The organism is Fimbriimonadales bacterium (assembly GCA_035559795.1).
Taxonomy (GTDB): domain Bacteria; phylum Armatimonadota; class Fimbriimonadia; order Fimbriimonadales; family ATM1; genus DATMAR01.
In genome coordinates, this window is sequence record DATMAR010000007.1 from 112372 (window position 1) to 132906 (window position 20535).

Here is a 20535-nt window from a genome sequence, read left to right on the forward strand (position 1 = left end):
AATTTTTACATTCCATGTTTTATCTTCTCCCAATACGTCTTGAAGTCGAATCCCGGGCTGTGGTCGGGGATGTGGCAGGTGAGGCAAGATTCCTCCCCTGCCTTTCCGTAAGGCGCGGTGGGGCGCGCAATGTGTGCCGATGCGGGTCCGTGGCAATTCTCGCATCCCACACCCGCTAAATGCGGTGTTTCTTTTTTACTGCGAAAACCGCTGATGTCATCCAGCCCCACCACATGACAGCCTACGCATTCAGGGTCTCTATCGTTTTTCGTTTTTTCCAAGGTCGGTAATGCATCTGCATGCTTGCTCTTTTTCCATTCGCGGTAAGCGTTCACGTGGCACGTCGCGCATTTGTTCGAGCCGACATATTTCGCACTTCCAGACTTTCGAGGCAATTGCTCTAAAAGTTTTTCCTCGGAAACTCTTTGCAAATAAGAATCGTAAATTCGGGATGCGATTTTGTCGTCTTGCACCTCTGCGCTCAATTCGATGAATCTCAAGTTGGTCCATTCCCCGTTCACGAGTTCGATGCGTCCTAAATATCGCATCCTGTCCGGCGTTCCCACGAGTATCGTGCTACCGATTTTCAGCGGTTTTTCGGGGGGGTCGCCCTTTTGAAGGTAGAGAATCAAACCTATTTGAGGATGTTCTTTCGCCAACGCCTCCGCTTCCTTTTGGCTTCCCGCGAATAAAACGACGTAACGAGGACCCTTTGTTTCCGAGGCGCGAATGGCTTCCTCTATTTTCTTCCCTTCGCTTCCCAAAGAATCTGCCTCCGCTTGCGGCATGAAGCCTTGGATGAAAAGGGTTCCCGCTTTTTTACCGATTTCCTGCGGTAAAGCCCCCTCCTTTTGAAAATTCGACGAAAAAAATGCCCCCCCAGTAGTCTCCGATAATGCTCGCAAATAATCTGCACCCAAGCGCGCGTCGTACGAACCGACGTTAAGAACCGTCGCCGGAAGGTCTGCAAAAATTTCCGCCAACGCTTCCGCTTTCAATTGGTCTTGGCGATTTTCTGCTTTGGTCCAATTCCCGATATCCACATAATAAGTATTCGGATTTTTGATGAGCGCGCGAACGATGCTCGCAAGCCGTTTCACCCCCCCGATTTGAGGCTTCGCACACCCGCAAGGCGCAAGATATCCTCGGATGTCTCCTGTGAAAAGCAATACGGCTTCCGGTTGTTCCGAAGGGAGGCGATTGACGGCGAAAAAACCGATGAGTATCGGTGAAAGAAAGAGCGAGGCTTCGATGGTTCTTCGAAATTTTTTCATCTTTGCAAAAATCAGCGCGAAGTTCCTCCGATCGGGAACGTAAGCTCGGAATATTCCGGAATATTCGTTTTGAGGGTTACCGTCCCTTCCAACTCTCCCGGTTGACCTCCTTTATAAGTAACCGTAACCTTATAGGAGTGGTTGCTTTTATCAAGAGGTTGGAAGGAAACCTCGAACTCCGGGCGGTCCACACTGGCTTCGAGAATTTTAAAAGGTTTTTTCAGATATTTTACGGTTACACTTCTCGTAGCCCCCCCTGTGGACGGGACGGAGGAAAACATGATGCGATTCGGCATAATCACGATACCTTTGACCGCTTGCATCACTACCCTGGTAGCGGGTCTTTTTTTTGCATCTGTTAGAACATCCAAATAAACGTGCTGCAAGCCTTGCATGAAATCTTTCGGAAACGTTACCTTGACCACATATCCCACACGTTTGACCGGTTTCTCATCGAAATAAGGGTCGAAAAGTTCTCCATGAAAAGGAAGAATTTCCGTTTTCACTTTAGGATTGTTGGGAGTTACCGATAGCAACCGAACGGGATTGCCGGGGGGGATGTAGACGTAAAATTCTGCAACCGTTTCTTTATCCTCTTCGAGACCAACAGGAATAATCGTGTCCGGCAGGATTCGATATTCGGGAACTACGCTCGTAATCAAATATAACGTGATCGTAGGATTGAAAACGTCGTTCGTATGCAAAACGATAGTTTTATTTACGGAACCGAGAAGATTGTTCGTTACGAGAACAGGTTCGAAGGTTTTCGTTTCTCCTTGTGCAATCGTGAGTTGTTTGGGAATATTTACGCAGAGGCAAGTCGTTTCGGGGGTTATTTCTAAAAGCGCGTTTCCCGTGTTTGTAATGCGGAAGGGAAAAGAGACATTCGCTCCTTGTTGAACCTGACCTTTATCCAGTTTCGTACTCTCGACCGTGATTTTCGGAACTGCGGCGACCAGCGGGATTTTTTTCTGAATTGCGTTTGCGAGTCGTTCCCTTGCCGATAAAATGCGATTTAGGATTTCTTGTTCTTTCGGAGAAATGCGTGGGGGGTCTTGACCCATGCGAAGTTCTTTTCCCATGAGAGTGCCGACAACGTTTCTGGGAGCCAGCCCTAAAGCGACTCCGAAAGCCTTCGCGGCAGCGAAAATTAGAGAATTCTTTAAAAAAGGAGTTTTTTCTTCTCCATACGTCAGAGGGATTTTTGCGACGAGAACTCCATTTTCCCACTTAGGGAGAGGCATTTCATCCGGAGTGTTATCGGTAATAAGAAAACGAATCCGCGGCTGGTTATTTTTCACGAATTTCACTCTATTTTCCGATGCGCTTTCCCAAAGTCGAGAGGCTTCCGTAAAAACATCCTCGAGATTTTCTTTAGAGCCGACGATTTGATATCCTATTTCCCCCCCGAGCCATGACTCTAATCGTTGTACCGCTTTTTCGAATTGGGATGAACTCAAAAAAAGTTGGATTTCGTAATTCGTGTCGTAAAGTTCTTGCGTGCAATACGGGGGCAGTGTAGGACCCAATGTTTGCAATACGAATAATCCCGCGAGTGTAAAAATGATCATCCTTTATTTTCTCCTTGTCCTTTCATTCGTTGTCGTCGTAATAAGTATAAGTTATTTCACTTAAAAATTATTTCATGAGCGCCAAAATTCGCTTTGCAGCCATTACTCCGCTTTCGAATGCATTTTCTGCACGACCTGCTACCGTGCCATCGCCACAGATTATGACGCGCGTTCCTGGTGGATTTATGTTTTCGAAAAGTGCCACCGACTCCGGTTGAGAGATGCTCCAACGTCGTACGTAAACCCAATCCGGGTTTTGGAACGCCGTACCATATAGACGAACCAACGTAGGAACGACGACGGCTAACAAAGATTCATCGGAATCCTGAAAATGTTCTTTGCTATAAAGTGGACCGAGTTGCGCTACGAATACGGTCTTCCCTTCTGGTGCTCGACGCGGGCATTTCGAAGTTTCTATTCCCAACCATAGCAACGGTGCCGTGCGCTCCAGTGAAAGTAATGCGCTATAAGGAACATCTCTCAAGGGAACCGAAAAACCAAGACAAACAGAAAGACATGGGCGATATCTTGCATTCGTGATGTTTCTTCCCGAACCGAGGGTTTGCAGTAATCTCCGCGTCTCCGGAGCGGGAGGAGACAGAATTACCGCATCGAATAATTCCGATTCGAGGATGAATTTTTGACCGGAGCGTCCGAGTGCTTCTATCTTCGTAGATATTCGAACGTCGAGCCCATCTGCCAACAATTGAGGAAAGCGATTTGCACCTGTTTCATACGTGTAGCGCTGTTGAGCGTTTTTTTCCGGTGAGCCAGGCAAAATAAAACTGTCATTCAAAAGATAAATCGGTTTTTCGATTCGCGTCAAACCGTCTTTCGGAAGTAAGTTTAAAAGAAAATTTTCTATGCTCATACCCCGCGGAGTGTAGGATTGCAATCCGGTATCTACGGGAATTCCGTGCAAAACGACAGTTTCAGCTCTACCTCCGACATGGTCTTCCGCTTCGTAAACAACGGTTTCGACATCGTTTCGTTGGAGGATTCTTGCTGCGGCAAGCCCTGCAATTCCCGCTCCTACAACTGCTACACGCATTGCTTTCAATATCCTGAATCGGAAAGAGTATATCAGAGGTTTAGACTACGCGAGGTCTCTTCACTTTACTGTTGATTCCTGAGAAAGCGAAGGGTAGAGGTTATAATCTAAAACCGTGGTTGTGGGAATCGCACTTTCGAAAGACCAGGTGAGGGTGGAACCTGGTAATGCCGCTACGCTAAACGTTACGGTTCGGAACTCAGGCTCTTCTGCTGACCGGTTCGAACTGGAAGTGCACGGACTCGATAGCGAATGGGTTGCCGTTCCCTCTCCTTCCTTTACGTTGGCGCCGGGTGAAGAAAAACAGCAAAAACTTTTAATCAAACCTCCCCGTACTGCCGAAAGCAAAGCAGGCACCTATCCATTTCTCATACGTGCTCGCTCGCTCGAAACGGGAAAGTACGAAGAGGTGCAAGGTGTTCTGGAAATCGAACCCTTTCACTTAATTAGTTTAGAGATAGAGCCTCGTCGAGCACACGCGAGTATTTCTCGAAAGCAAGCAAACTTCAACATCACAGCAATCAACTTAGGAAACGCAGATGAAACTCTGCAATTCTTTGCCGACGATCCAGAGGATGAATGCACTTACCAATTCGCGCAGGAAAGAATTTCACTCGCACCTGGTCAGCAAAAACAAGTGGTGTTGCATGTTCAACCGAAGCATCTTCCCGTAGTCGGTGCACCGCGACTGTATGGTTTTTCTGTATCTGCACGTGGAATCGAAAATCCCCACGTCGTAGCAAGCGTTCAAGGGCAAATCGAGCGTCGTCCTTTGGTAACGCTCACGATGCTCGCCATGCTCATTATTATTTTGGCAGCCATAGGAGTTTGGTATGCATTACGCCCCACCTACCCCAGAATGGAATCTTTCGCTGCTGATTCCGTGCAAGTGCCAAAGGGAGAGAACGTAAGATTAACATGGACTGCTTCTTCGGACACGAAGAGCGTGCGAATCGAAGGAAATGGAAAAGTTTTATTTGCGCATCTTCCCCATAAAGGAGAAGTTTTCGTTCCCATCAACGAAACGACTACTTTTACTGCGACTGCAATTAACGATTTAGGAGAAAGCCGGGTTCCGATGACGGTTACCGTTACGGCTGTCGAATTACCCCCCCCTCAACTCCCGGAGATTGAAGAGTTCGCGTTATCTCCGTCAAAAGTCGTGTTAGGAAACAGTGTCGTCGTGCGATATAAAGTCAAGAATGCCACGAAAGTCCTCCTGCAGCCTTTGGGCATCGAGTTGCCTGTAAATTTGGAGGATTATTCCTTTACTCCATCGCAAACGGGAAAACTCGAATTTACTCTCGTCGCCATGAATCAAGAAGGCAAAGCCACGCGAAAAACCGCAACGATCACCATCGAACCCAAAAGTCAAGCGAAAATCCTTACTTTCCGTGCGTTATTCGAGGGCGAACCCGTCGGAGATAAAATGTTAGAACCTGGCTCACGAATTGTTTTAGAATGGCATCAAACCGGCGCAGAACGACTGGAGATCACTCCCGGTGTCGGCGAAGTGCAAGAGGAAAGAGGAAGTGTAGAAGTGCAGGTAGACAAAACGACAGAGTTTACTTTAACCGCGATAGATAGCGAAGGAATTTCTGTATCCAAAAAAATCATAGTCAAAGTGAAACCTCCGACTATAGGAACTGATGGATAAAATTTTTCTTTCGGGTTTCGGACCTTTCAAAGGTTTCGATGTCAACCCGAGTGAAGTGCTGGTTTGCTCGATAGACAAAAAGGATTCTGTCGTGCTGCCTGTTTCTTTCGATGCCGTAGATGCATTTTTACAAGATGGCTTTGTCAAACGTTTCGATGCATGGTTGATGATAGGAGTGATGTCGAAAGGAGAACGTTTCCGTTTAGAACGCACTGCGAAAAACTGGGTATGTGGGGAACCCGACGTTCGGGGGGTAATTCGAGGCGAAAAACGAATCGATAATGATGCGCCTGAAATCCTGCACGGCTCATTGTTTCAAAAAGGGTTTCGTTCCTGCAGATCATGGACTCTTTCCGATGATGCAGGCGCGTATTTGTGTAATTACCTTTATTTTCGCGCACTTCAAAAATATCCTAACTTCCCCATCGGATTTCTTCATGTCCCTGCATTCCAAATATTGGACGAAAACACGCAGATACGAATCCTCAAGCGCTTGTTGAAAAAATTGGAGAGCGCGCAGTGAAACGACTCGCATTGATTTCCGTCACGGACAAATCCGGCATCGTCGAATTCGCGAATGCTTTGTTGCGCAACGATTTCGAAATTCTAAGCACGGGGGGGACTGCCAAGCATTTACTCGACAACGGAATCCCCGTAACCTCCGTTAGCGAATATACCGGAATGCCGGAGATTTTAAACGGACGAGTAAAAACTTTGCATCCGAAAATTCACGCTGGGCTTTTAGCGCGTCCCAGCGATTTGAAAGGAGATGAAGATTTCAGAAGAATCGAAGTGTTGGTGGTCAATCTCTATCCATTCGAAAAAACCGTTTTGAGCGGGGCATCGAAAGAGCAATGTATCGAAAACATCGACATCGGCGGACCGACGATGATTCGCGCTGCGGCGAAAAATGCAGAAAACGTGCTCGTGGTTGTAGACCCTGCGGATTATCGAGAAGTATCGGAAAACTTAGAAAATCCTTGTGAAAAGTTGCGCGAGCGATTGCGTGCCAAAGCCTTTGCACACACAGCCTATTACGATTCCCTCATTGCCGAATATTTTCGCGGCGATGGTGATTTTCCCGAAATTTTGACTTTTGGATTTCGATTGCGACAACGCTTGCGATACGGCGAAAATCCTCATCAAAAAGGGGGGGTTTACGTGCGTGCTTTCGAACCGAAAGGCGTTATAGGTGCAAACCAAGTATGGGGCAAAGAATTGAGTTACAACAATTTTTTAGACGCCGATGCCGCTTGGGAATTAATTTGGGATGTTCACCGTGTATTCGAAATGCGAAAAAAACCTTGCGTAATTGTAAAGCATGGCAATCCGTGTGGACTCGGATGGAGTGAACAGCCGGAACTTTCTTTTCAGCGCGCAAAAGAGGGTGATCCGATCTCTGCATTCGGTGGAATCGTCGCTTTTCCTTTCGAACTCGATGAAAAAACTGCTTCCGCAATCACAGCGAAAGGCAACTTTTTCGAAGTCATCATATGTACTCGAATTGTTCCTGAAGCGTTGAACATTTTTCAGCACCGTTCAGGATGGGGGCAAGATGTGAGAATCTTGGAAGCACCCGAACCTGAATCGACCTCTTTCCTTGCTTTGCGTTCAATGAGAGGGGGGGCGTTAGTACAGGAATACGACTCTAAAGACATTACGGAATGGCGAGTAGTCACTGAAAAAAGTCCAACCTCCGAACAAAGTCATACACTTCGCGTTGCCTGGGCTATCGTGAAACATGTGAAATCGAATGCCATTACCGTTTGCAACAGCGAAAGATTGCTCGGAGTCGGTGCAGGCCAAATGAATCGCGTTCAATCCGTACGGCTCGCCTTGGAAAGTGCTGGCGAATTAGCGAAAGGTGCGGTTCTTGCAAGCGATGCCTTTTTCCCGTTCCCGGATAGTATTCAAGAAGCCGCTAAAGCAGGAATCGTTGCAATCATTCAACCCGGAGGTTCGAAAAAAGACGAGGAAATTATTCGTGTTGCAAACGAGGCAGGGCTTGCAATGGTCTTCACGGGTATGAGACACTTTAAACATTAGACAACAAACGAGACGAGTAACTGCGTCTTATCTCTAAGGAAAAATCAAATGGCTCAAGAAACTTCGAATGACCTTCCCGTAATCGTAGGCGCGATAGTAGTCGGTGTAATCGCAATCGGAATCTTTTACTTCATGCGAGCCGAACCTCAACCCCCAGCAGCCCCTGAACAACCTGTTTTGACCGAGCCAGCCACTCAGGCGGTCGCTCCCGTTATGATCGACACGACCGCAAAACCGTTCGGTCAGCAAGCAGGAGGAACCGGAACTGGCGGCGGTGGTGCTGTTCCTACCGGTGGTCCGTCCGCCGCAGGAGCCGCGGGTCCAGGCGGCGGTGGCGGTGGTGGAGGCCCTGTGGCAGCAGGTGTCGCTCAAACGGGATAAGCACAAAACCTTTTTCCCATACCCTCCTTGTAAAAGAGCACGCCCAAAATTAGGGTTGTATATTTCCTCGGCAATATCCTTGGAAGTAAGGAAATAGTCGATGAGGTGTAAGCCTTTTGCGACCGTTTTACGCACTCCCAAGCCTAAAAGCATCTTTTCCCACTAAAACGTGGCATACTTAAGTGCCCGAATTATGGAGGGTGGATGCCGATTCCTTATATGCTCGATGTCGGATTCTATAACTATGTGGTTACAAACCAAATCGTTGCCCTCGTGGGCAGCGATTCTGCCCCTATTCGAAGGTTAATCCAACAACTTAGGAATACAGGACAAGTGATCGATGCGACACAGGGCAGAAAAACAAAATGCGTTATTTTTACGTTGGCTAATCAAATCGTTTTATCCGCCATGTCTCAAGAGACACTGGCGAAAAGGTTAGGGTCAGGGGAATCGATAGGCGAACGGGAATGAAGTTTTTCAACGGTTTTTTCGATGGGTTTTTCAGCCACTTCACCGAAGACCTCGGAATTGATTTAGGCACATCGAATACGCTCGTCTATTCCGAAACTCGCGGGGTTTTACTCAATGAACCGAGTGTAGTTGCAGTAGATACCGAGACGAATACGATTTTGCAAGTAGGAGAAGAAGCGCAACGCATGTTGGGTCGCACACCTTCGACGATTGCGGCTATTCGACCTTTACGAGATGGCGTAATCGCGGACTATGATCAAACCCAAGCGATGCTTCGCTACTTCATTAGCAAAACGACAACCCGTCGTTTTGCCTTTCGAAAGGTAGTGGTCGGAATACCCAGCGGTGTTACAGAAGTGGAAAGACGCGCAGTTATCGAGGCGTGTAGACGTTCGGGAGCGAGTCAAGCATTCGTCATAGAAGAACCGATGGCAGCGGCAATCGGTGCCGGGCTTCCCGTTGCAGAGCCTACAGGCTCGATGGTCGTTGACATAGGGGGGGGCACGACGGAAGTAGCAATTATTTCTTTAGCGGGCATCGTCAGTGCGCGTTCGATTCGAATTGCCGGGGATGAAATTGACGAGGCTATCGTGAATTACGTACGACGTGCATTCAATCTCTATATCGGAGAAAGAACAGCAGAACGCGCAAAAATCGAAATCGGATGTGCTTATCCACTGGAAGAGCAGCGAACATTCGAATTGCGGGGAAGAGATTTAATTAGCGGACTTCCGCGCAGCGCGGTGATTACGAGCGAAGATATCCGCATCGCCATCCAAGAACAATTGAACGCTATCGTGGAAGCGGTGAAACTTACATTGGAATCCGCACCGCCTGAACTCGCTGCGGATATTATCCATAGAGGAATCGTTTTAGCAGGAGGGGGGGCTTTGTTGAGAGGTTTAGACCGGCTTATCGCTGAGGAAACCGGAATTCCCGTCGTAGTCGCTCATGACCCATTGAGTTGCGTCGTTATCGGAACGGGAAAAGTCCTTTCCGAAGTTCGTCGGAATCCGCAGTTGGGCAAGGTTCTCGTTCAGGCTTATAAAGATTGAAACGACGACCGATTTGGCTCGTTCCACTTTTGCTTTGTATCATCGCAATCCTTTTGCAAGGTTTACAGCAACGAAGTAATGCGCAAGGAAAAGTAAGTTTAATCCTTCTTCCACTGCAACAAACCATCTACATCGTCCAACGCCCCCTCGGAATATTCGCAGATTGGGTTTCTGGGTTTTTTTATGGTCTGGTAAATGGTGCGAACCTGGTGCAAAAAGTTCAATCTTTAGAATCGGAACTCGAAACTGCGAAACAAGCGCAAACACGAATGCGATTACTGGAGGAAGAAAACCGCCGCTTGCGTCAAATGCTTCGAATGCCTGCAAATTTCGCGCGTAAAAAAGTTTATGCAGATATCGTGGGATTTTTTCCTACAGAAAAGAAAATCCTCCTCAATGTCGGCTCGCGTCAAAACGTTCGTGCCGGAGACCCTATAATTTCTCCGGAAGGACTCGTCGGTCAAATCGTCCAAGTTTCAGGAAATTTTTCCTATGGCAATTTGCTCACGCATCCTGAATTTAGCGTCGGTGCACGCGTTCAAAGACTAACATCGGAAGCAGTCGGAATCGTTCGCGGACAAGGAAACAACGTGTTGGTTTTAGAAATATATGAAGAAAACGCAAATGTTCAAGTTAACGATCTCATCGTAACTTCAGGACTTTCGACGATTTACCCAGAAGGCATTCCAATCGGCATAGTAACTGAACTTTGGTCGGAAAGGGAGTGGGGAATCCGCCGAAGCTCCGTTCTCCCTTCCGTTAATCTTCATCGCTTGAGGCAAGTGGTGGTGCTCACTCGATGATTTCTCTGATTGTAACGAGTGCGATTTGGCTGATAGTCGCTGCCGGAATGCAAGGTGCTCTTTCAGAGCGAATCACAATCGGATGGGGAAAGCCGGATTTTCTTTTGGTTTCCGCGGTTATCCTCTCGATTCATCGCAGTACGGAAGGGAGCGCAGTTACCGGCTTTTTTGCCGGTCTTTTTCATAGTGCGCTCATCAACGACAGATTAGCCGCACTGACGATAAGCCGCATGCTTGCATGCGTTATTTCCGAAAGGCTGTACGCCGGGTTTTTAGGGACAGGGGGTGTGACGGCGGTTATCGTGTCCGTAATCGCCACGTTCGTTGCAGGGCTAATTTATTTATTCATCGGTGTTCCTCAAAACATTTGGAGTTACTTCGCTGATACAATAGGAAGCGCGATTTACAACGGCGCGGTCGCTATACCTATCTACGGGATTTACCGGATGTTCGCAAAAAGGCGTATTCGAACGTGACCAGCCGAAAACTAAGGAGTTCATATCATGCAGACTAAGACTTCGACGAATTTCAAGAAAACAAACATTCTGGATATGGCAAGACAACAACTCGCCATTGCTGCGAAGTACTTGGATTTGGACGAGGGGCTTCACAAAATATTGGCTCATCCCAAACGCCAGTTAATCGTTTATTTCCCGGTCGTAATGGATAACGGTGCGGTAGAAGTTTTCGAAGGATATCGGGTTCAGCATAATATCAGCCGCGGTCCCACGAAGGGGGGGCTACGTTATCATCCCGATGTAGATTTAGACGAAACGACTGCGCTGGCGATGTGGATGACATGGAAATGCGCTGTTGTAGATATTCCTTATGGGGGGGCAAAGGGCGCGGTTCGAGTAGACACGAAAAGACTGAGCAAACGAGAATTAGAAAAACTCACGCGAAGGTACGTTTCCGAAATTAACATGATTATAGGACCGGATACGGACATTCCCGCCCCGGATATGGGAACGAATGCGCAGGTCATGGCATGGATTATGGATACCTACAGTATGCAAAAAGGCTCTATGGCGACAGGCGTGGTCACGGGAAAACCCGTTTTGTTGGGGGGGTCGCTCGGAAGGGTAGAAGCGACGGGGCGAGGAGTGGTTACGGTTGCACAAGAGGCTTGCAAGTTTTTGGGAATCAACTTTGCGAATTCCAGAGTCGTCGTACAGGGTTTTGGAAACGTCGGAAGTATTGCCGCAATGCTTTCCGAACGTGCGGGAGCGAAAGTGATCGGTGTTTCCGATGCATCGGGGGGGATATACAATCCCAATGGGCTTCCCATCGAGACGTTGATTAATCGCTATGCTCATCGTGAGGGAGGGATTAAAGAATTTCCCGATGCAGAAAGAATCACGAATGAAGAACTCCTGACTTTGGATTGTGACATCCTAATCCCGGCAGCGACCGCAGAACAAATCCACAGCCGAAATGCGAATCAAATCAAAGCGAAACTGATCGTCGAGGGCGCGAACGGTCCTACGACTCCCGAAGCGGATGAGATCCTCATCGACAGGGGAATTTTCGTCGTTCCGGACATTTTGGCGAACGCAGGTGGAGTTATCGTTAGTTATTTCGAATGGGTGCAGGACCTCCAAGCCTTTTTCTGGGAAGAAAGTCAAGTAAACGAAAAATTAGAAAAAATCATGCGCAACAGTTTTCAGAACGTCTTGCAAACGATGAAACAACATAAAACGAGCATGCGGCTCGCCGCCTACATCATCGGGGTAAAACGAGTGGCAGACGCTACCGTTACCAGAGGTATCTATCCGTAGGGACGTGCTATACTAAATTCCGAGGAACCGTATGCGAAAGAAAGAAGAAAACTTAGAACAAACATTGGAACCGGCTGAAAAAGTGCCTTCCGAAATGACAGAAGTCGAAGAGGTGGTTAAAAAAACCCAGGCGCGAGAGCCGCGTCTGCGGAACCGAAAACGCCGCAAAGTTTCCTTTTTAACTATAGAAAAAATTGATAGAGTGGATTATAAGGATGTCCAACTGCTGAAACGCTTTCTCAACGACCAAGGAAAAATCCTCCCTGCGAGAAACACAGGCAATACTGCAAAGCAGCAACGAATGATAAGCCGTGCAATACGAAGAGCGAGAGAAATGGCTCTGCTTCCGTTCGACGGATTAGAAACGGGAGGTGGGGAGTACTCCTATGCGCGCAGGTCGAGATCAAGAGCCAGGCAAGAACCGAGAGAAGAATCTCAATAGAGTTTTTGCTTCCTAAAACGAGTTCGCGTGTGTTCACGAAAACGAATATCCATCTTGAAATGGTTTCTTCTTATATTTTGTTTTTCGTTTTTATGCGCTTCCTGTAAAAGTGCGCAAGACTGGATGCCGTTAGTGCCGGGAAAATCGTGGCGCTATGTTGCGAAAACCCCTTTACGAAGTGGAACCTATCGACTCCGTGTGAATGGTGAAACTCGTGTAGGACTCGAAAGAGGTTATCTCTTAGAAAGCGAAAGCGGCAACACGAAAATGGCATGGTCGAGAAATTCTTTGGTCGTATCTCAAATGGGCGGCATCGAATTTCACCCCCCCCTGACTTTACTGAAACCTACGGAAGGCAAAACCTCATGGACATATTCTGGAACAGTAAAAACTCCTTTTGCAGAAGAAAATACACGAATACGAATCATGCAAGAACCTGCCGAATTAAAAATTGGCGGCATATCCCATTCCACGATTCTCGTCACACTGACGATGCGTTTTCAAAAACAGGATATCGAGTGGAAAAACTGGTTCGAAAAAGGAAGAGGAATTTTACGACAAGAGCAACGAAACAACGGTAGATTCGCTCTAAGCATGGAATTAATTCGAGAAGACTAATTTTTAGACTAAGTTTTTAAGCGTTAACCGAACGCCCACAATTCGGACAAACCTTCAAGCGCGAATCGTAAACCTCTGCGCAAAAAGGGCAAAACACCGATTTCCCCTCTTCCTCTTCCGTTTTTTTCGGTTTCTCCTTGCGCTCCTCCATTTCTCGCAACAGACGTAAATCATAAGGGTCTTCTCGAAGTGCCTTTATACCGACGGCTGCGAAATAGACCGTCCCGATTGCGAAAACGACTCCTAAAAACAACGCCCGCGCAAATAATGCCGTCAGCAGTAAACACACTGCCGATAAACCGAATGCCAACCAAACCGAAGCGGTCCAACGAGACATTTCTCTATATTTTACGATTCTTTCTCTAATCGAGGTTCGATAGCCTCTAAGATATTTTTAATTTCCTGGCGAGCCTCTACGATTTGTCGGAACCTCTTGTCCGTAATCAATGCGAAACGAAAAGCCATATCTACCAACTCTAAAACGTCCAAAAGCCCCTGCAGGCGTTCCCGAAAAAGTGCAGACTTCTCATTTGCTTCTTTTTCAGGAAGCATTTCTAAGCACGTGCGAATCACGTCCACAGTCGGGTCGAGTTCTCGCCTTTTCCTTTCCCGAAGCACCCGTGCGACCATCTCGATACTATTCAGATCGCTTACATAGAGGTCATGGCGATCTCCGGGTCTTCTAAATCGCCGAACGACTCCCCAATCCATCAAACCTCTAAGGCTCATCGAGGCATTCCCCCTACTTATGGAAAGCCGTTCGCAGATTTCATCCATGCTCAAAGCATCCCCCGTAACGAACAAAAGAGCATGAATCTGGGACATCGTGCGGTTTATGCCCCAACTGCTGCTCATCCTTCCCCATTCGAGGATGAACGCGCTTTGCGCTTCTTGAAGAGCATTATTATTTTTCAAAATTTATGAAAGTATTATAATCAATCTTGATTTGCAAGTAGCTGAGAATCCTTTAGTGACCTTTCGGTCTTTACTTAGCGTAATAAAATAAGGAGATAAAATAGAAATCAGCATTTCTATGAGGAGGCATAAAATATGGGCGAACGCCATATCATCAACACGAGCCGTGCGCCCGCCGCAATCGGACCTTACAGCCACGCCGTAGAGGCAACGGGTAGATTCTTTTTCATAAGCGGTCAAATAGGGTTGCGACCCGATGGAAAACTGGCTGGTCCAACTATCGAAGAGCAAACCAGACAAGTAATCAACAATATTCGCGGGATATTAGACGCTGCGGGGATGACACCCGCGAACCTTGTGAAAACGACCATCTATCTCACGAACCTCGAGCACTTTTCCGTTGTAAACGATATATACGCTGAGATGGTTGGTGCAGAACCTCCCGCCCGCTCTACGGTACAAGTCGTGCGGCTACCGAAAGACGCGCTAATTGAAATCGAAGCGATTGCGGTTGCAGGCGTTTGAAGTAAAAAGCTTAGAAGATAAAGAAATCTTTTGCAAAAAAAACGATTTTGGCACCTAAGCGTGTCAAATCGTGCCAAATCGTGTAATATAAACAAAATGAAATATTTTGTGAAGTGTTTCTTTTCCCTAATAATTTTAACAGGTTGTGGAGGGGGCGGAACAACATTTATCCAACCGAACCCTTTTGCTGGCAATTGGGGCGGTACATGGTGGAGCACAAAGTACCCACAAGGAGGGTTTCTTTATGTACCCATCAACAATAATGGTAACTGCACAAATGGAACTATCACTAACAGTCAATTGGCTATACAAGGAAGCCTTACAGGAAAGATAGAGACGAACGGTGACTTCGTGGCGACTGCTGATTATTCAGGGGTAAAAATAACTCTTGCTGGAAAAATGGCATTTGAAGGGAATAACCTAACTGGAAGTTTTTACTCTAGTGAAAATGATTCGGGGGCCTTTGTTTTATCCGAACAATAGTGGAATTAGAGAAGGACGCTTCACAATCAAAGAGACCTGCATCTCTTTATGTTTTTGACATAATCTTCGCAAAAAGCTATCACGCCAAACCAGTTTTTCGAAGATGGATGGCGCGTATCTATCCACCGGATAAATCTTTCACTACGTCGTAGAGTGCGGGGGTTGCATCTTCCCCCCTGCCCGCATTTTCTAACGCTGCAAATAATTGATGAACGAGAGCAGTTCCTAACAAGGAGACTCCTATCTCTCGCGCGGTTCGAAGCGCATAAACAAGGTCCTTTTGTTGCAGACTTACGGAAAAACCGGGCGAGAAATCTTTTGCTACGACCTTCGGTCCGTAGTTCGATAACGACCAACTCCCTCCTGCACCACTGCCGATCAGTTCAATTGCGTCTTCCAAATCGACGCCGCTTTTTTCACAAAACACTAAACATTCCGCCATAGAAAGGACAGTCAAAGATACAGCGATTTGATTCGCCATTTTCATGAGTTGTCCTGAACCTACTGGTCCCACGAGTCGAATGAGTTTGCCGTACGATTCCATGTACGGTTTTGCGAAAAGGAAGTCCGATTCATCCCCCCCGCAAAAAATCGTAAGCGTCCCTTCTATTGCTCCTTTTTCCCCTCCAGTCAACGGACAATCCATAAAGCGCAGACCTTTTTCGGATAAACGACGATGAATATCTTTTGCAGCAGAAGGCTCGATCGTCGAATGGTCGACGAATAACGTTCCTTCTTTGGCGTGCAGATACATGCCCTCTATAACTTCTCGAACATCTTCGGTACGAGACACGCAAACGAAAATGAGGTCGCAATTCGCAGCAAGTTCCTCTAAAGATTTCGCGACATGCGCCCCCTTTTCTTTCAAAGGAAGAGTTTTTTCAGCCGTGCGATTATAAACAATCAACGAATGACCTTTAGCGAGCAGATGTCCCGCCATACGCGAGCCCATCACTCCGAGACCTACGAAACCTATATTCATAGAAAGTCCTTTATACCCATAGGCAATTTATTTATTAGCAATTCACGCAGTTGGGGGGGATTCCAGTTTCATAAAACACTTTGAAAATTCGCACGGTTTCCTCGGCGACTGCTTCTTGTGCTTGCTCTGTGCTCGCTCCGATGTGATGTGTGCAATATACATAAGGATTATTTTTCAAACTGCCTTCGTAGGTCCCCACGGTCGAAGAGGGCTCTCCTTCGAAAACGTCGAGCCCCGCTCGAATCTTTTTCGTTTCGATGGCTTTTTCGAGAGCCTTTTGGTTCACCACTTCCGCCCGACTCGTGTTCACGAAATACCCCCCCGGTTTCATCGCTTCGAAAAATTTCTCGTCGAGCATGCCTTGCGTTTCTTTGTCGAGTGCACAATGCACGGTTACGATGTCGCTTTCCTTCGCCAACTCTTCTAAGGAATTCACGCGCTGAATTCCTCTGCTTCGCGCTTCCTCGTCGCTCAAATGACGACTAAAGACCAAAACCTTCATCCCGAAACACTGTCCTAATTTCGCGACCAACTGCCCGACATTTCCGAATCCGATTATTCCGAGAGTTCTTCCATAAATGCCGCGCGCTTGGGAGAATTCTTTTTTGTTCCATTTCCCTTCTCTTAGGGCAATCACGTTATCGGGAATTCTTCGGTCTAAGGAAAGAATGAGTCCGAAAGTCAATTCAGCAACAGCATTTGCGTTTTTTCCGGGGCAGTTGCTCACGCGAATGTTTTTCTCTTTTGCAGCTTGAACGTCAATCGTGTTGTATCCTGCTCCGGCACGAACGATCAGTTTCAAAGAGTCGTTCAGATGGTATGCCTCGACACGTGTCGAACGAACGACCAGCCCTTCCGGTCTCTCCCTCCGAATCGCCTCGGCAAGGGCTTCCTCTTTTAAATCAGGCTCGTAAATGACCTCGAAACCTGCGTCTTTCAACCCTTTCAGACCGGACTCCTCGAACTTATCAGCAACGAGAATTTTCATGAAATTATTGTACCGAGTGCTTCTCGATGCTGACTCCATCGCCTATAATGGGAAAAACCGCAAACTTGCGGATTGGAGAAGCAACATGAAAAAGACTCTTTTAATCGTCGCTGCTCTGAGTACGGCAACCACCGCATTCGCCCAAAAGGAAATCGGCTGGAAAAACGATTGGGATGCCGCGCTCCAGGAGGCGAAACAAAAAAACAAACTCGTCATGGCGGATTTCTATACCGATTGGTGAGGATGGTGCAAAAAGCTCGATAAGGATACGTATACGAATCCTGAAGTCATCGAGCTGTCGGCGCAGGTAGTGCCGATTAAAATCAATGCAGAAAAAGATTCAGGACCTACGCTGAGAGAAAAATACAAAATAGCGGGATATCCGACGATTGTATTCATCGACCCCAAAACCGGCGAACGATTCGCGCGAATCGTGGGTTATCTCGGACCGAAAGCGTTCAAAAATCAAGTCACCCGAATCGTACAAGGTTATAAAGACCTTCCGGATTTAGAAAAACGTTTTGCTAAAAATCCGAACGATGGCAAAGTGAATATAAGACTTGCAATTATCTACGGATTGCAAGAAAATGCAACGAAGGCGGAAGAACACTTGACGAAAGCGCTAAATGCGAAATACGAAGGCGCGGAAGTCGCACAAGTATATAACGCAATCGGTGACATCTATCAAAACTCGGATAAATACGACAAAGCGATTGACTATTTCCGAAAAGCGGAAAAATCGGCAAAGGATCCATGGGACCGTTCGTATGCGAAACTCTCTATCGTGTTTTGCTATTTACAGAAGCGAGATAACGACAACGCGAAGAAAGAAGCTCAAGAGCTCCTCAAATTGCCGGATTTAGACGCGGACCATAAAAAAATGGCTGAGGAAATTTTGAAATATCTCAGCGGCGGATAAACACCGTAATCGTATGACCTGGACAGATTGGCGTCTCTTCTGAGTGATCGCTCAAGAAACCCAATCTGTCCATGGATTGGATATTAGGTGCTAGGCTGATGGACTACCTTCCGGGATGTCTGTCGTGCCTTGTTTCGTAATATAGGTAGCCTGCGCATAGGATGATAGGTAAAATAGCAAATATTCTTGTGGGGAAAAGAATCATGAAAATCTACAAATCACTCATCAACAAATGGCTCATCGTCGTTGCCCTTCTAAGTTCGGCTGGACTTGCCTCCGCCCAAGAGGTCTCGATTGCCCAGCGGCTTCAAGAAGCCGTCCAATTATATAAAGACAACAAATTGGGCGATGCTTTATCTAAAGTCGAAGCATTGGCAAAGGAAGCGCCTGAAAATGCAGACGTTTTGCAATGGCTCGGATTTTTGTATCTTAAGTCGAATCGTCCAGCGGATGCTATCCCCCCCCTTGTTAAAGCGGCAGACAAAATGCCACAAAATGTAGAGGTGATGAACAATTTGGGAAGCGCATATTTGGCGACGAACGATTTGGATAAAGCGCTTCAATCCTTCGGAAAAGCGGTGGAGATTCAACCCGACTTTTTCGATGCTTGGTACAACATCGGCATCATTCGCCAACAGCGTGGAGAGTTAGACAAAGCGGAAGAGGCATTTCAAAAAGCATCGAAAATTCGACCCGACGACCCTTTTACTTTGAACAATCTCGGCGCTGTTCTCACAGCCAAAGGACAGCACGATAAAGCAGCAGATCTTTTTATACGCGCTGCGAAACTTCGACCACAACGAGCGACTTTTTCGATGAACGCGGGGCTCACCCTTTTGCGTTTGAATCGAGTGAATGATGCGATTCCCTATTTAGAAAGTGCATATCAACTCGACCCTGACTCAACAGAAACCATTGCTGGTCTTTCCCAGGCGTATTTGGCAACGAAACAATCCCAAAAGGCATTGCAAATGCTCGAGCGCGCAGTACAGAAAAAGGAAAACGATGCCGTTCTTTGGTACAACTTGGGTGTCGTGCAAGGGAAACTCGGTCGTCTGCAAGAGGCGATTCAATCCTACGAAAAAGCATTGGCGATCAACAGCCAAGACACCGATGCACTGAACAATTTAGGTCTTGCCCAATTCCATTCGGGTCGTTATGAAGACGCAGAAACGACCTTTACGAAACTCACCGGTTTATTGCCCGGTAGTTTAGACGCGAAAATGAATTTGGCAGCCGCAAAAGTCAAAACCGGCAAACTCGACGAGGCGGTGCAACTCTACAAAGAAATCATTCGTTCTGCACCTTCGAGGCACGATGTTCGCCTCGCGCTCGCAAATGCGCTTTATCGAACCGGAGACTTCCAGGGTGCGCAATATCATTATCGCCAACTTCTTTTGGGGAATCCGAAACACGCAGAGGCATTGAACGGCTTGGGGCTCATCGCATACAAAGACGGAAACATGCGAGAGGCTGAAAAATATTTTCGTGATGCGATTGCGGCAGATTCTCGCTTTGCCCAAGCATACAACAACCTTGCAGTAACTCTCGAAAGATTGAACAAAAAGCAAGAAGCCATAAAAATGCTTAAACGAGCCCTCCAAATCGAACCCGATTATGAGGAAGCGAAAAAGAATTTAGAGCGAATGGAACGCACGGGCACATAGCCCAATGCAGAGAATCAACTTTCTCGTCAATACACAGCGCGAAGACGCATTGCGTGCTGCGTGCGAAACCGCTCAATGGCTCCGAAGTTTAGGTATCAAAGTCACATTCGACCAAGAAAGCGCACAACTTCTCAACGAAGACAGTGTTCCTCTGCAAAAAATCGGCGACGCTGATCTCGTCGTTACCTTCGGGGGGGATGGAACACTGATTCACGCCAGCGCTTATTGCAGTGAAACGCTAACCCCGATTTTAGGAGTTTATTACGGGCGTTTCGGATTCGTAACACAATGCGAGCCACATGAAGTTCGAACTGCGATTCGACAATTTTTAGACGGCGAAGCGGAATACGACGACCGTATGATGCTCAAGGGAGAACTGATAAGAGGTGACACTACCGTTGCGACATTGCATGCATTGAACGAAATCGCTGTACAACGTTCGATCGTCACGAGAATGATGATTTTCAGTGTCCGATTGGATTGGGAAGACATCACGTCGTATCCCGCAGATGGGATTCTCGTTGCAACGCCAACGGGTTCTACTGCCTACAATCTAAGTGCAGGGGGTCCTATCGTAGACCCTCACGTAGAAGCGATGATATTGACGCCGATTACCCCTCACTCTTTGGCGGTTCGACCATTGGTGCTTTCTCCTGAAAGCGTCGTGGAGCTTTCTATCGGAGCAAGAGGAGACGTCGTAGTTTCAGCAGATGGCCAATTTCGCTTGAACATGCTTTCGGGGGATAAAGTCACCGTTCGACGCTCGGAACGCAGAACGCGTTTATTATTAGTAGACCGAAGAGATTTTTTGATTAAACTTCGCACTCGACTTCTCTGGGGAGCGCGCAGTTGACAAGTTGACACTGTAGGAGCGCCGTATGGCGCGATTATACAGGAGCGCTGTAAGGC

The 20535-nt window shown here is 47.2% G+C and carries 23 protein-coding genes and 2 pseudogenes; 18 read left to right on the top strand and 7 right to left on the bottom strand.

Features of this window, described 5'->3' with window-relative positions; translation table 11 throughout:
• Positions 1-5 precede the first annotated feature (5 nt).
• The 3 genes from VNK96_04805 to VNK96_04815 all read right to left on the bottom strand — a co-directional run bounded on the left by VNK96_04805 (position 6) and on the right by VNK96_04815 (position 3896).
• On the bottom strand, positions 6-1274 hold the full coding sequence (locus VNK96_04805; GenBank protein HWP31031.1) for a multiheme c-type cytochrome: 1269 nt from the start codon (positions 1272-1274) through the stop codon (positions 6-8).
• 11 nt (positions 1275-1285) lie between these two features.
• Positions 1286-2845, bottom strand: a complete 1560-nt coding sequence (locus tag VNK96_04810) for a DUF1573 domain-containing protein (protein HWP31032.1) — start codon at positions 2843-2845, stop codon at positions 1286-1288.
• A gap of 67 nt (positions 2846-2912) precedes the next feature.
• A complete protein-coding gene (locus VNK96_04815) occupies positions 2913-3896 on the bottom strand; it encodes an FAD-dependent oxidoreductase (protein HWP31033.1) in 984 nt (327 codons plus the stop codon).
• A 115-nt stretch (positions 3897-4011) separates the two neighbouring features.
• On the opposite strand from VNK96_04815, the gene VNK96_04820 reads away from it, so the two are divergent.
• From VNK96_04820 to VNK96_04870, 11 genes and pseudogenes are all read left to right on the top strand, one after another.
• Positions 4012-5553, top strand: coding sequence for a hypothetical protein (locus tag VNK96_04820; GenBank protein ID HWP31034.1), 1542 nt, complete (start codon positions 4012-4014; stop codon positions 5551-5553).
• Positions 5546-6076 (top strand): hypothetical protein, encoded by a 531-nt coding sequence (locus VNK96_04825; GenBank protein HWP31035.1) that lies wholly within the window; start codon positions 5546-5548, stop codon positions 6074-6076. The genes VNK96_04820 and VNK96_04825 overlap by 8 nt, the downstream gene beginning before the upstream one ends.
• The gene (gene purH, locus VNK96_04830) at positions 6073-7599 is read left to right on the top strand and encodes a bifunctional phosphoribosylaminoimidazolecarboxamide formyltransferase/IMP cyclohydrolase (protein ID HWP31036.1); all 1527 of its coding nucleotides are present in this window, start codon (positions 6073-6075) and stop codon (positions 7597-7599) included. Before VNK96_04825 ends, purH begins: the two co-directional genes overlap by 4 nt.
• Before the next feature lie 48 nt (positions 7600-7647).
• Positions 7648-7980 (top strand): hypothetical protein, encoded by a 333-nt coding sequence (locus VNK96_04835; GenBank protein HWP31037.1) that lies wholly within the window; start codon positions 7648-7650, stop codon positions 7978-7980.
• A gap of 204 nt (positions 7981-8184) precedes the next feature.
• Positions 8185-8451 (top strand): DUF370 domain-containing protein, encoded by a 267-nt coding sequence (locus VNK96_04840; protein ID HWP31038.1) that lies wholly within the window; start codon positions 8185-8187, stop codon positions 8449-8451.
• A complete protein-coding gene (locus VNK96_04845) occupies positions 8448-9506 on the top strand; it encodes a rod shape-determining protein (GenBank protein ID HWP31039.1) in 1059 nt (352 codons plus the stop codon). The genes VNK96_04840 and VNK96_04845 overlap by 4 nt, the downstream gene beginning before the upstream one ends.
• The gene (mreC, locus tag VNK96_04850; GenBank protein HWP31040.1) at positions 9503-10309 is read left to right on the top strand and encodes a rod shape-determining protein MreC; all 807 of its coding nucleotides are present in this window, start codon (positions 9503-9505) and stop codon (positions 10307-10309) included. The genes VNK96_04845 and mreC overlap by 4 nt, the downstream gene beginning before the upstream one ends.
• A complete protein-coding gene (locus tag VNK96_04855; GenBank protein HWP31041.1) occupies positions 10306-10785 on the top strand; it encodes a hypothetical protein in 480 nt (159 codons plus the stop codon). The genes mreC and VNK96_04855 overlap by 4 nt, the downstream gene beginning before the upstream one ends.
• A 27-nt stretch (positions 10786-10812) precedes the next feature.
• Positions 10813-12087 carry a Glu/Leu/Phe/Val dehydrogenase gene (locus tag VNK96_04860; GenBank protein HWP31042.1) on the top strand — a complete coding sequence of 425 codons (1275 nt, stop codon included), beginning with the start codon at positions 10813-10815 and terminating at the stop codon, positions 12085-12087.
• Between the two features lie 94 nt (positions 12088-12181).
• Positions 12182-12439, top strand: a pseudogene (rpsR, locus tag VNK96_04865) (30S ribosomal protein S18).
• Positions 12440-12652: 213 nt separating this feature from the next.
• Complete coding sequence (locus tag VNK96_04870) at positions 12653-13147, top strand: hypothetical protein (GenBank protein ID HWP31043.1); 495 nt, start codon at positions 12653-12655, stop codon at positions 13145-13147.
• 16 nt (positions 13148-13163) lie between these two features.
• On the opposite strand, the gene VNK96_04875 is transcribed toward VNK96_04870, so the two are convergent.
• Positions 13164-13484 carry a hypothetical protein gene (locus VNK96_04875; GenBank protein ID HWP31044.1) on the bottom strand — a complete coding sequence of 107 codons (321 nt, stop codon included), beginning with the start codon at positions 13482-13484 and terminating at the stop codon, positions 13164-13166.
• Between the two features lie 11 nt (positions 13485-13495).
• Positions 13496-14062 (bottom strand): MarR family transcriptional regulator, encoded by a 567-nt coding sequence (locus tag VNK96_04880; protein HWP31045.1) that lies wholly within the window; start codon positions 14060-14062, stop codon positions 13496-13498.
• A gap of 135 nt (positions 14063-14197) precedes the next feature.
• On the opposite strand from VNK96_04880, the gene VNK96_04885 reads away from it, so the two are divergent.
• Both VNK96_04885 and VNK96_04890 read left to right on the top strand, forming a co-directional pair.
• Positions 14198-14587 carry a Rid family detoxifying hydrolase gene (locus VNK96_04885; protein ID HWP31046.1) on the top strand — a complete coding sequence of 130 codons (390 nt, stop codon included), beginning with the start codon at positions 14198-14200 and terminating at the stop codon, positions 14585-14587.
• 96 nt (positions 14588-14683) lie between these two features.
• Positions 14684-15070: a hypothetical protein gene (locus tag VNK96_04890; protein HWP31047.1), complete on the top strand. Its 387-nt coding sequence runs from the start codon at positions 14684-14686 to the stop codon at positions 15068-15070.
• Positions 15071-15188: 118 nt separating this feature from the next.
• On the opposite strand, the gene VNK96_04895 is transcribed toward VNK96_04890, so the two are convergent.
• The gene (locus VNK96_04895; protein HWP31048.1) at positions 15189-16052 is read right to left on the bottom strand and encodes an NAD(P)-dependent oxidoreductase; all 864 of its coding nucleotides are present in this window, start codon (positions 16050-16052) and stop codon (positions 15189-15191) included.
• Between the two features lie 34 nt (positions 16053-16086).
• Positions 16087-17040 carry a 3-phosphoglycerate dehydrogenase gene (locus tag VNK96_04900; protein ID HWP31049.1) on the bottom strand — a complete coding sequence of 318 codons (954 nt, stop codon included), beginning with the start codon at positions 17038-17040 and terminating at the stop codon, positions 16087-16089.
• Between VNK96_04900 and VNK96_04905 the strand changes: the two genes are divergently transcribed.
• The 5 genes and pseudogenes from VNK96_04905 (at position 17039) to VNK96_04925 (ending at position 20479) form a co-directional block, all read left to right on the top strand.
• The gene (locus VNK96_04905) at positions 17039-17281 is read left to right on the top strand and encodes a hypothetical protein (GenBank protein ID HWP31050.1); all 243 of its coding nucleotides are present in this window, start codon (positions 17039-17041) and stop codon (positions 17279-17281) included. The genes VNK96_04900 and VNK96_04905 overlap by 2 nt on opposite strands.
• Before the next feature lie 18 nt (positions 17282-17299).
• Positions 17300-17491, top strand: a pseudogene (locus tag VNK96_04910) (hypothetical protein).
• Between the two features lie 96 nt (positions 17492-17587).
• The gene (locus VNK96_04915) at positions 17588-17959 is read left to right on the top strand and encodes a tetratricopeptide repeat protein (protein ID HWP31051.1); all 372 of its coding nucleotides are present in this window, start codon (positions 17588-17590) and stop codon (positions 17957-17959) included.
• Positions 17960-18162: 203 nt separating this feature from the next.
• Positions 18163-19626, top strand: coding sequence for a tetratricopeptide repeat protein (locus VNK96_04920; protein ID HWP31052.1), 1464 nt, complete (start codon positions 18163-18165; stop codon positions 19624-19626).
• Positions 19627-19630: 4 nt separating this feature from the next.
• Positions 19631-20479: an NAD(+)/NADH kinase gene (locus VNK96_04925; GenBank protein HWP31053.1), complete on the top strand. Its 849-nt coding sequence runs from the start codon at positions 19631-19633 to the stop codon at positions 20477-20479.
• The last annotated feature ends 56 nt before the right edge of the window (positions 20480-20535 follow it).

Excerpts from the sequence above, each read along its gene's own strand:
- VNK96_04805 (HWP31031.1), bottom strand. The coding sequence starts at position 1,274 with ATGAAAAAATTTCGAAGAACCATCGAAGCCTCGCTCTTTCTTTCACCG.
- VNK96_04810 (HWP31032.1), bottom strand. The coding sequence starts at position 2,845 with ATGATCATTTTTACACTCGCGGGATTATTCGTATTGCAAACATTGGGT.
- VNK96_04815 (HWP31033.1), bottom strand. The coding sequence starts at position 3,896 with ATGCGTGTAGCAGTTGTAGGAGCGGGAATTGCAGGGCTTGCCGCAGCA.
- VNK96_04825 (HWP31035.1), top strand. The coding sequence starts at position 5,546 with ATGGATAAAATTTTTCTTTCGGGTTTCGGACCTTTCAAAGGTTTCGAT.
- VNK96_04835 (HWP31037.1), top strand. The coding sequence starts at position 7,648 with ATGGCTCAAGAAACTTCGAATGACCTTCCCGTAATCGTAGGCGCGATA.
- VNK96_04840 (HWP31038.1), top strand. The coding sequence starts at position 8,185 with ATGCCGATTCCTTATATGCTCGATGTCGGATTCTATAACTATGTGGTT.
- VNK96_04845 (HWP31039.1), top strand. The coding sequence starts at position 8,448 with ATGAAGTTTTTCAACGGTTTTTTCGATGGGTTTTTCAGCCACTTCACC.
- VNK96_04855 (HWP31041.1), top strand. The coding sequence starts at position 10,306 with ATGATTTCTCTGATTGTAACGAGTGCGATTTGGCTGATAGTCGCTGCC.
- VNK96_04860 (HWP31042.1), top strand. The coding sequence starts at position 10,813 with ATGCAGACTAAGACTTCGACGAATTTCAAGAAAACAAACATTCTGGAT.
- VNK96_04870 (HWP31043.1), top strand. The coding sequence starts at position 12,653 with ATGCCGTTAGTGCCGGGAAAATCGTGGCGCTATGTTGCGAAAACCCCT.
- VNK96_04875 (HWP31044.1), bottom strand. The coding sequence starts at position 13,484 with ATGTCTCGTTGGACCGCTTCGGTTTGGTTGGCATTCGGTTTATCGGCA.
- VNK96_04885 (HWP31046.1), top strand. The coding sequence starts at position 14,198 with ATGGGCGAACGCCATATCATCAACACGAGCCGTGCGCCCGCCGCAATC.
- VNK96_04890 (HWP31047.1), top strand. The coding sequence starts at position 14,684 with ATGAAATATTTTGTGAAGTGTTTCTTTTCCCTAATAATTTTAACAGGT.
- VNK96_04895 (HWP31048.1), bottom strand. The coding sequence starts at position 16,052 with ATGAATATAGGTTTCGTAGGTCTCGGAGTGATGGGCTCGCGTATGGCG.
- VNK96_04905 (HWP31050.1), top strand. The coding sequence starts at position 17,039 with ATGAAATTATTGTACCGAGTGCTTCTCGATGCTGACTCCATCGCCTAT.
- VNK96_04900 (HWP31049.1), bottom strand. The coding sequence starts at position 17,040 with ATGAAAATTCTCGTTGCTGATAAGTTCGAGGAGTCCGGTCTGAAAGGG.
- VNK96_04920 (HWP31052.1), top strand. The coding sequence starts at position 18,163 with ATGAAAATCTACAAATCACTCATCAACAAATGGCTCATCGTCGTTGCC.
- VNK96_04925 (HWP31053.1), top strand. The coding sequence starts at position 19,631 with ATGCAGAGAATCAACTTTCTCGTCAATACACAGCGCGAAGACGCATTG.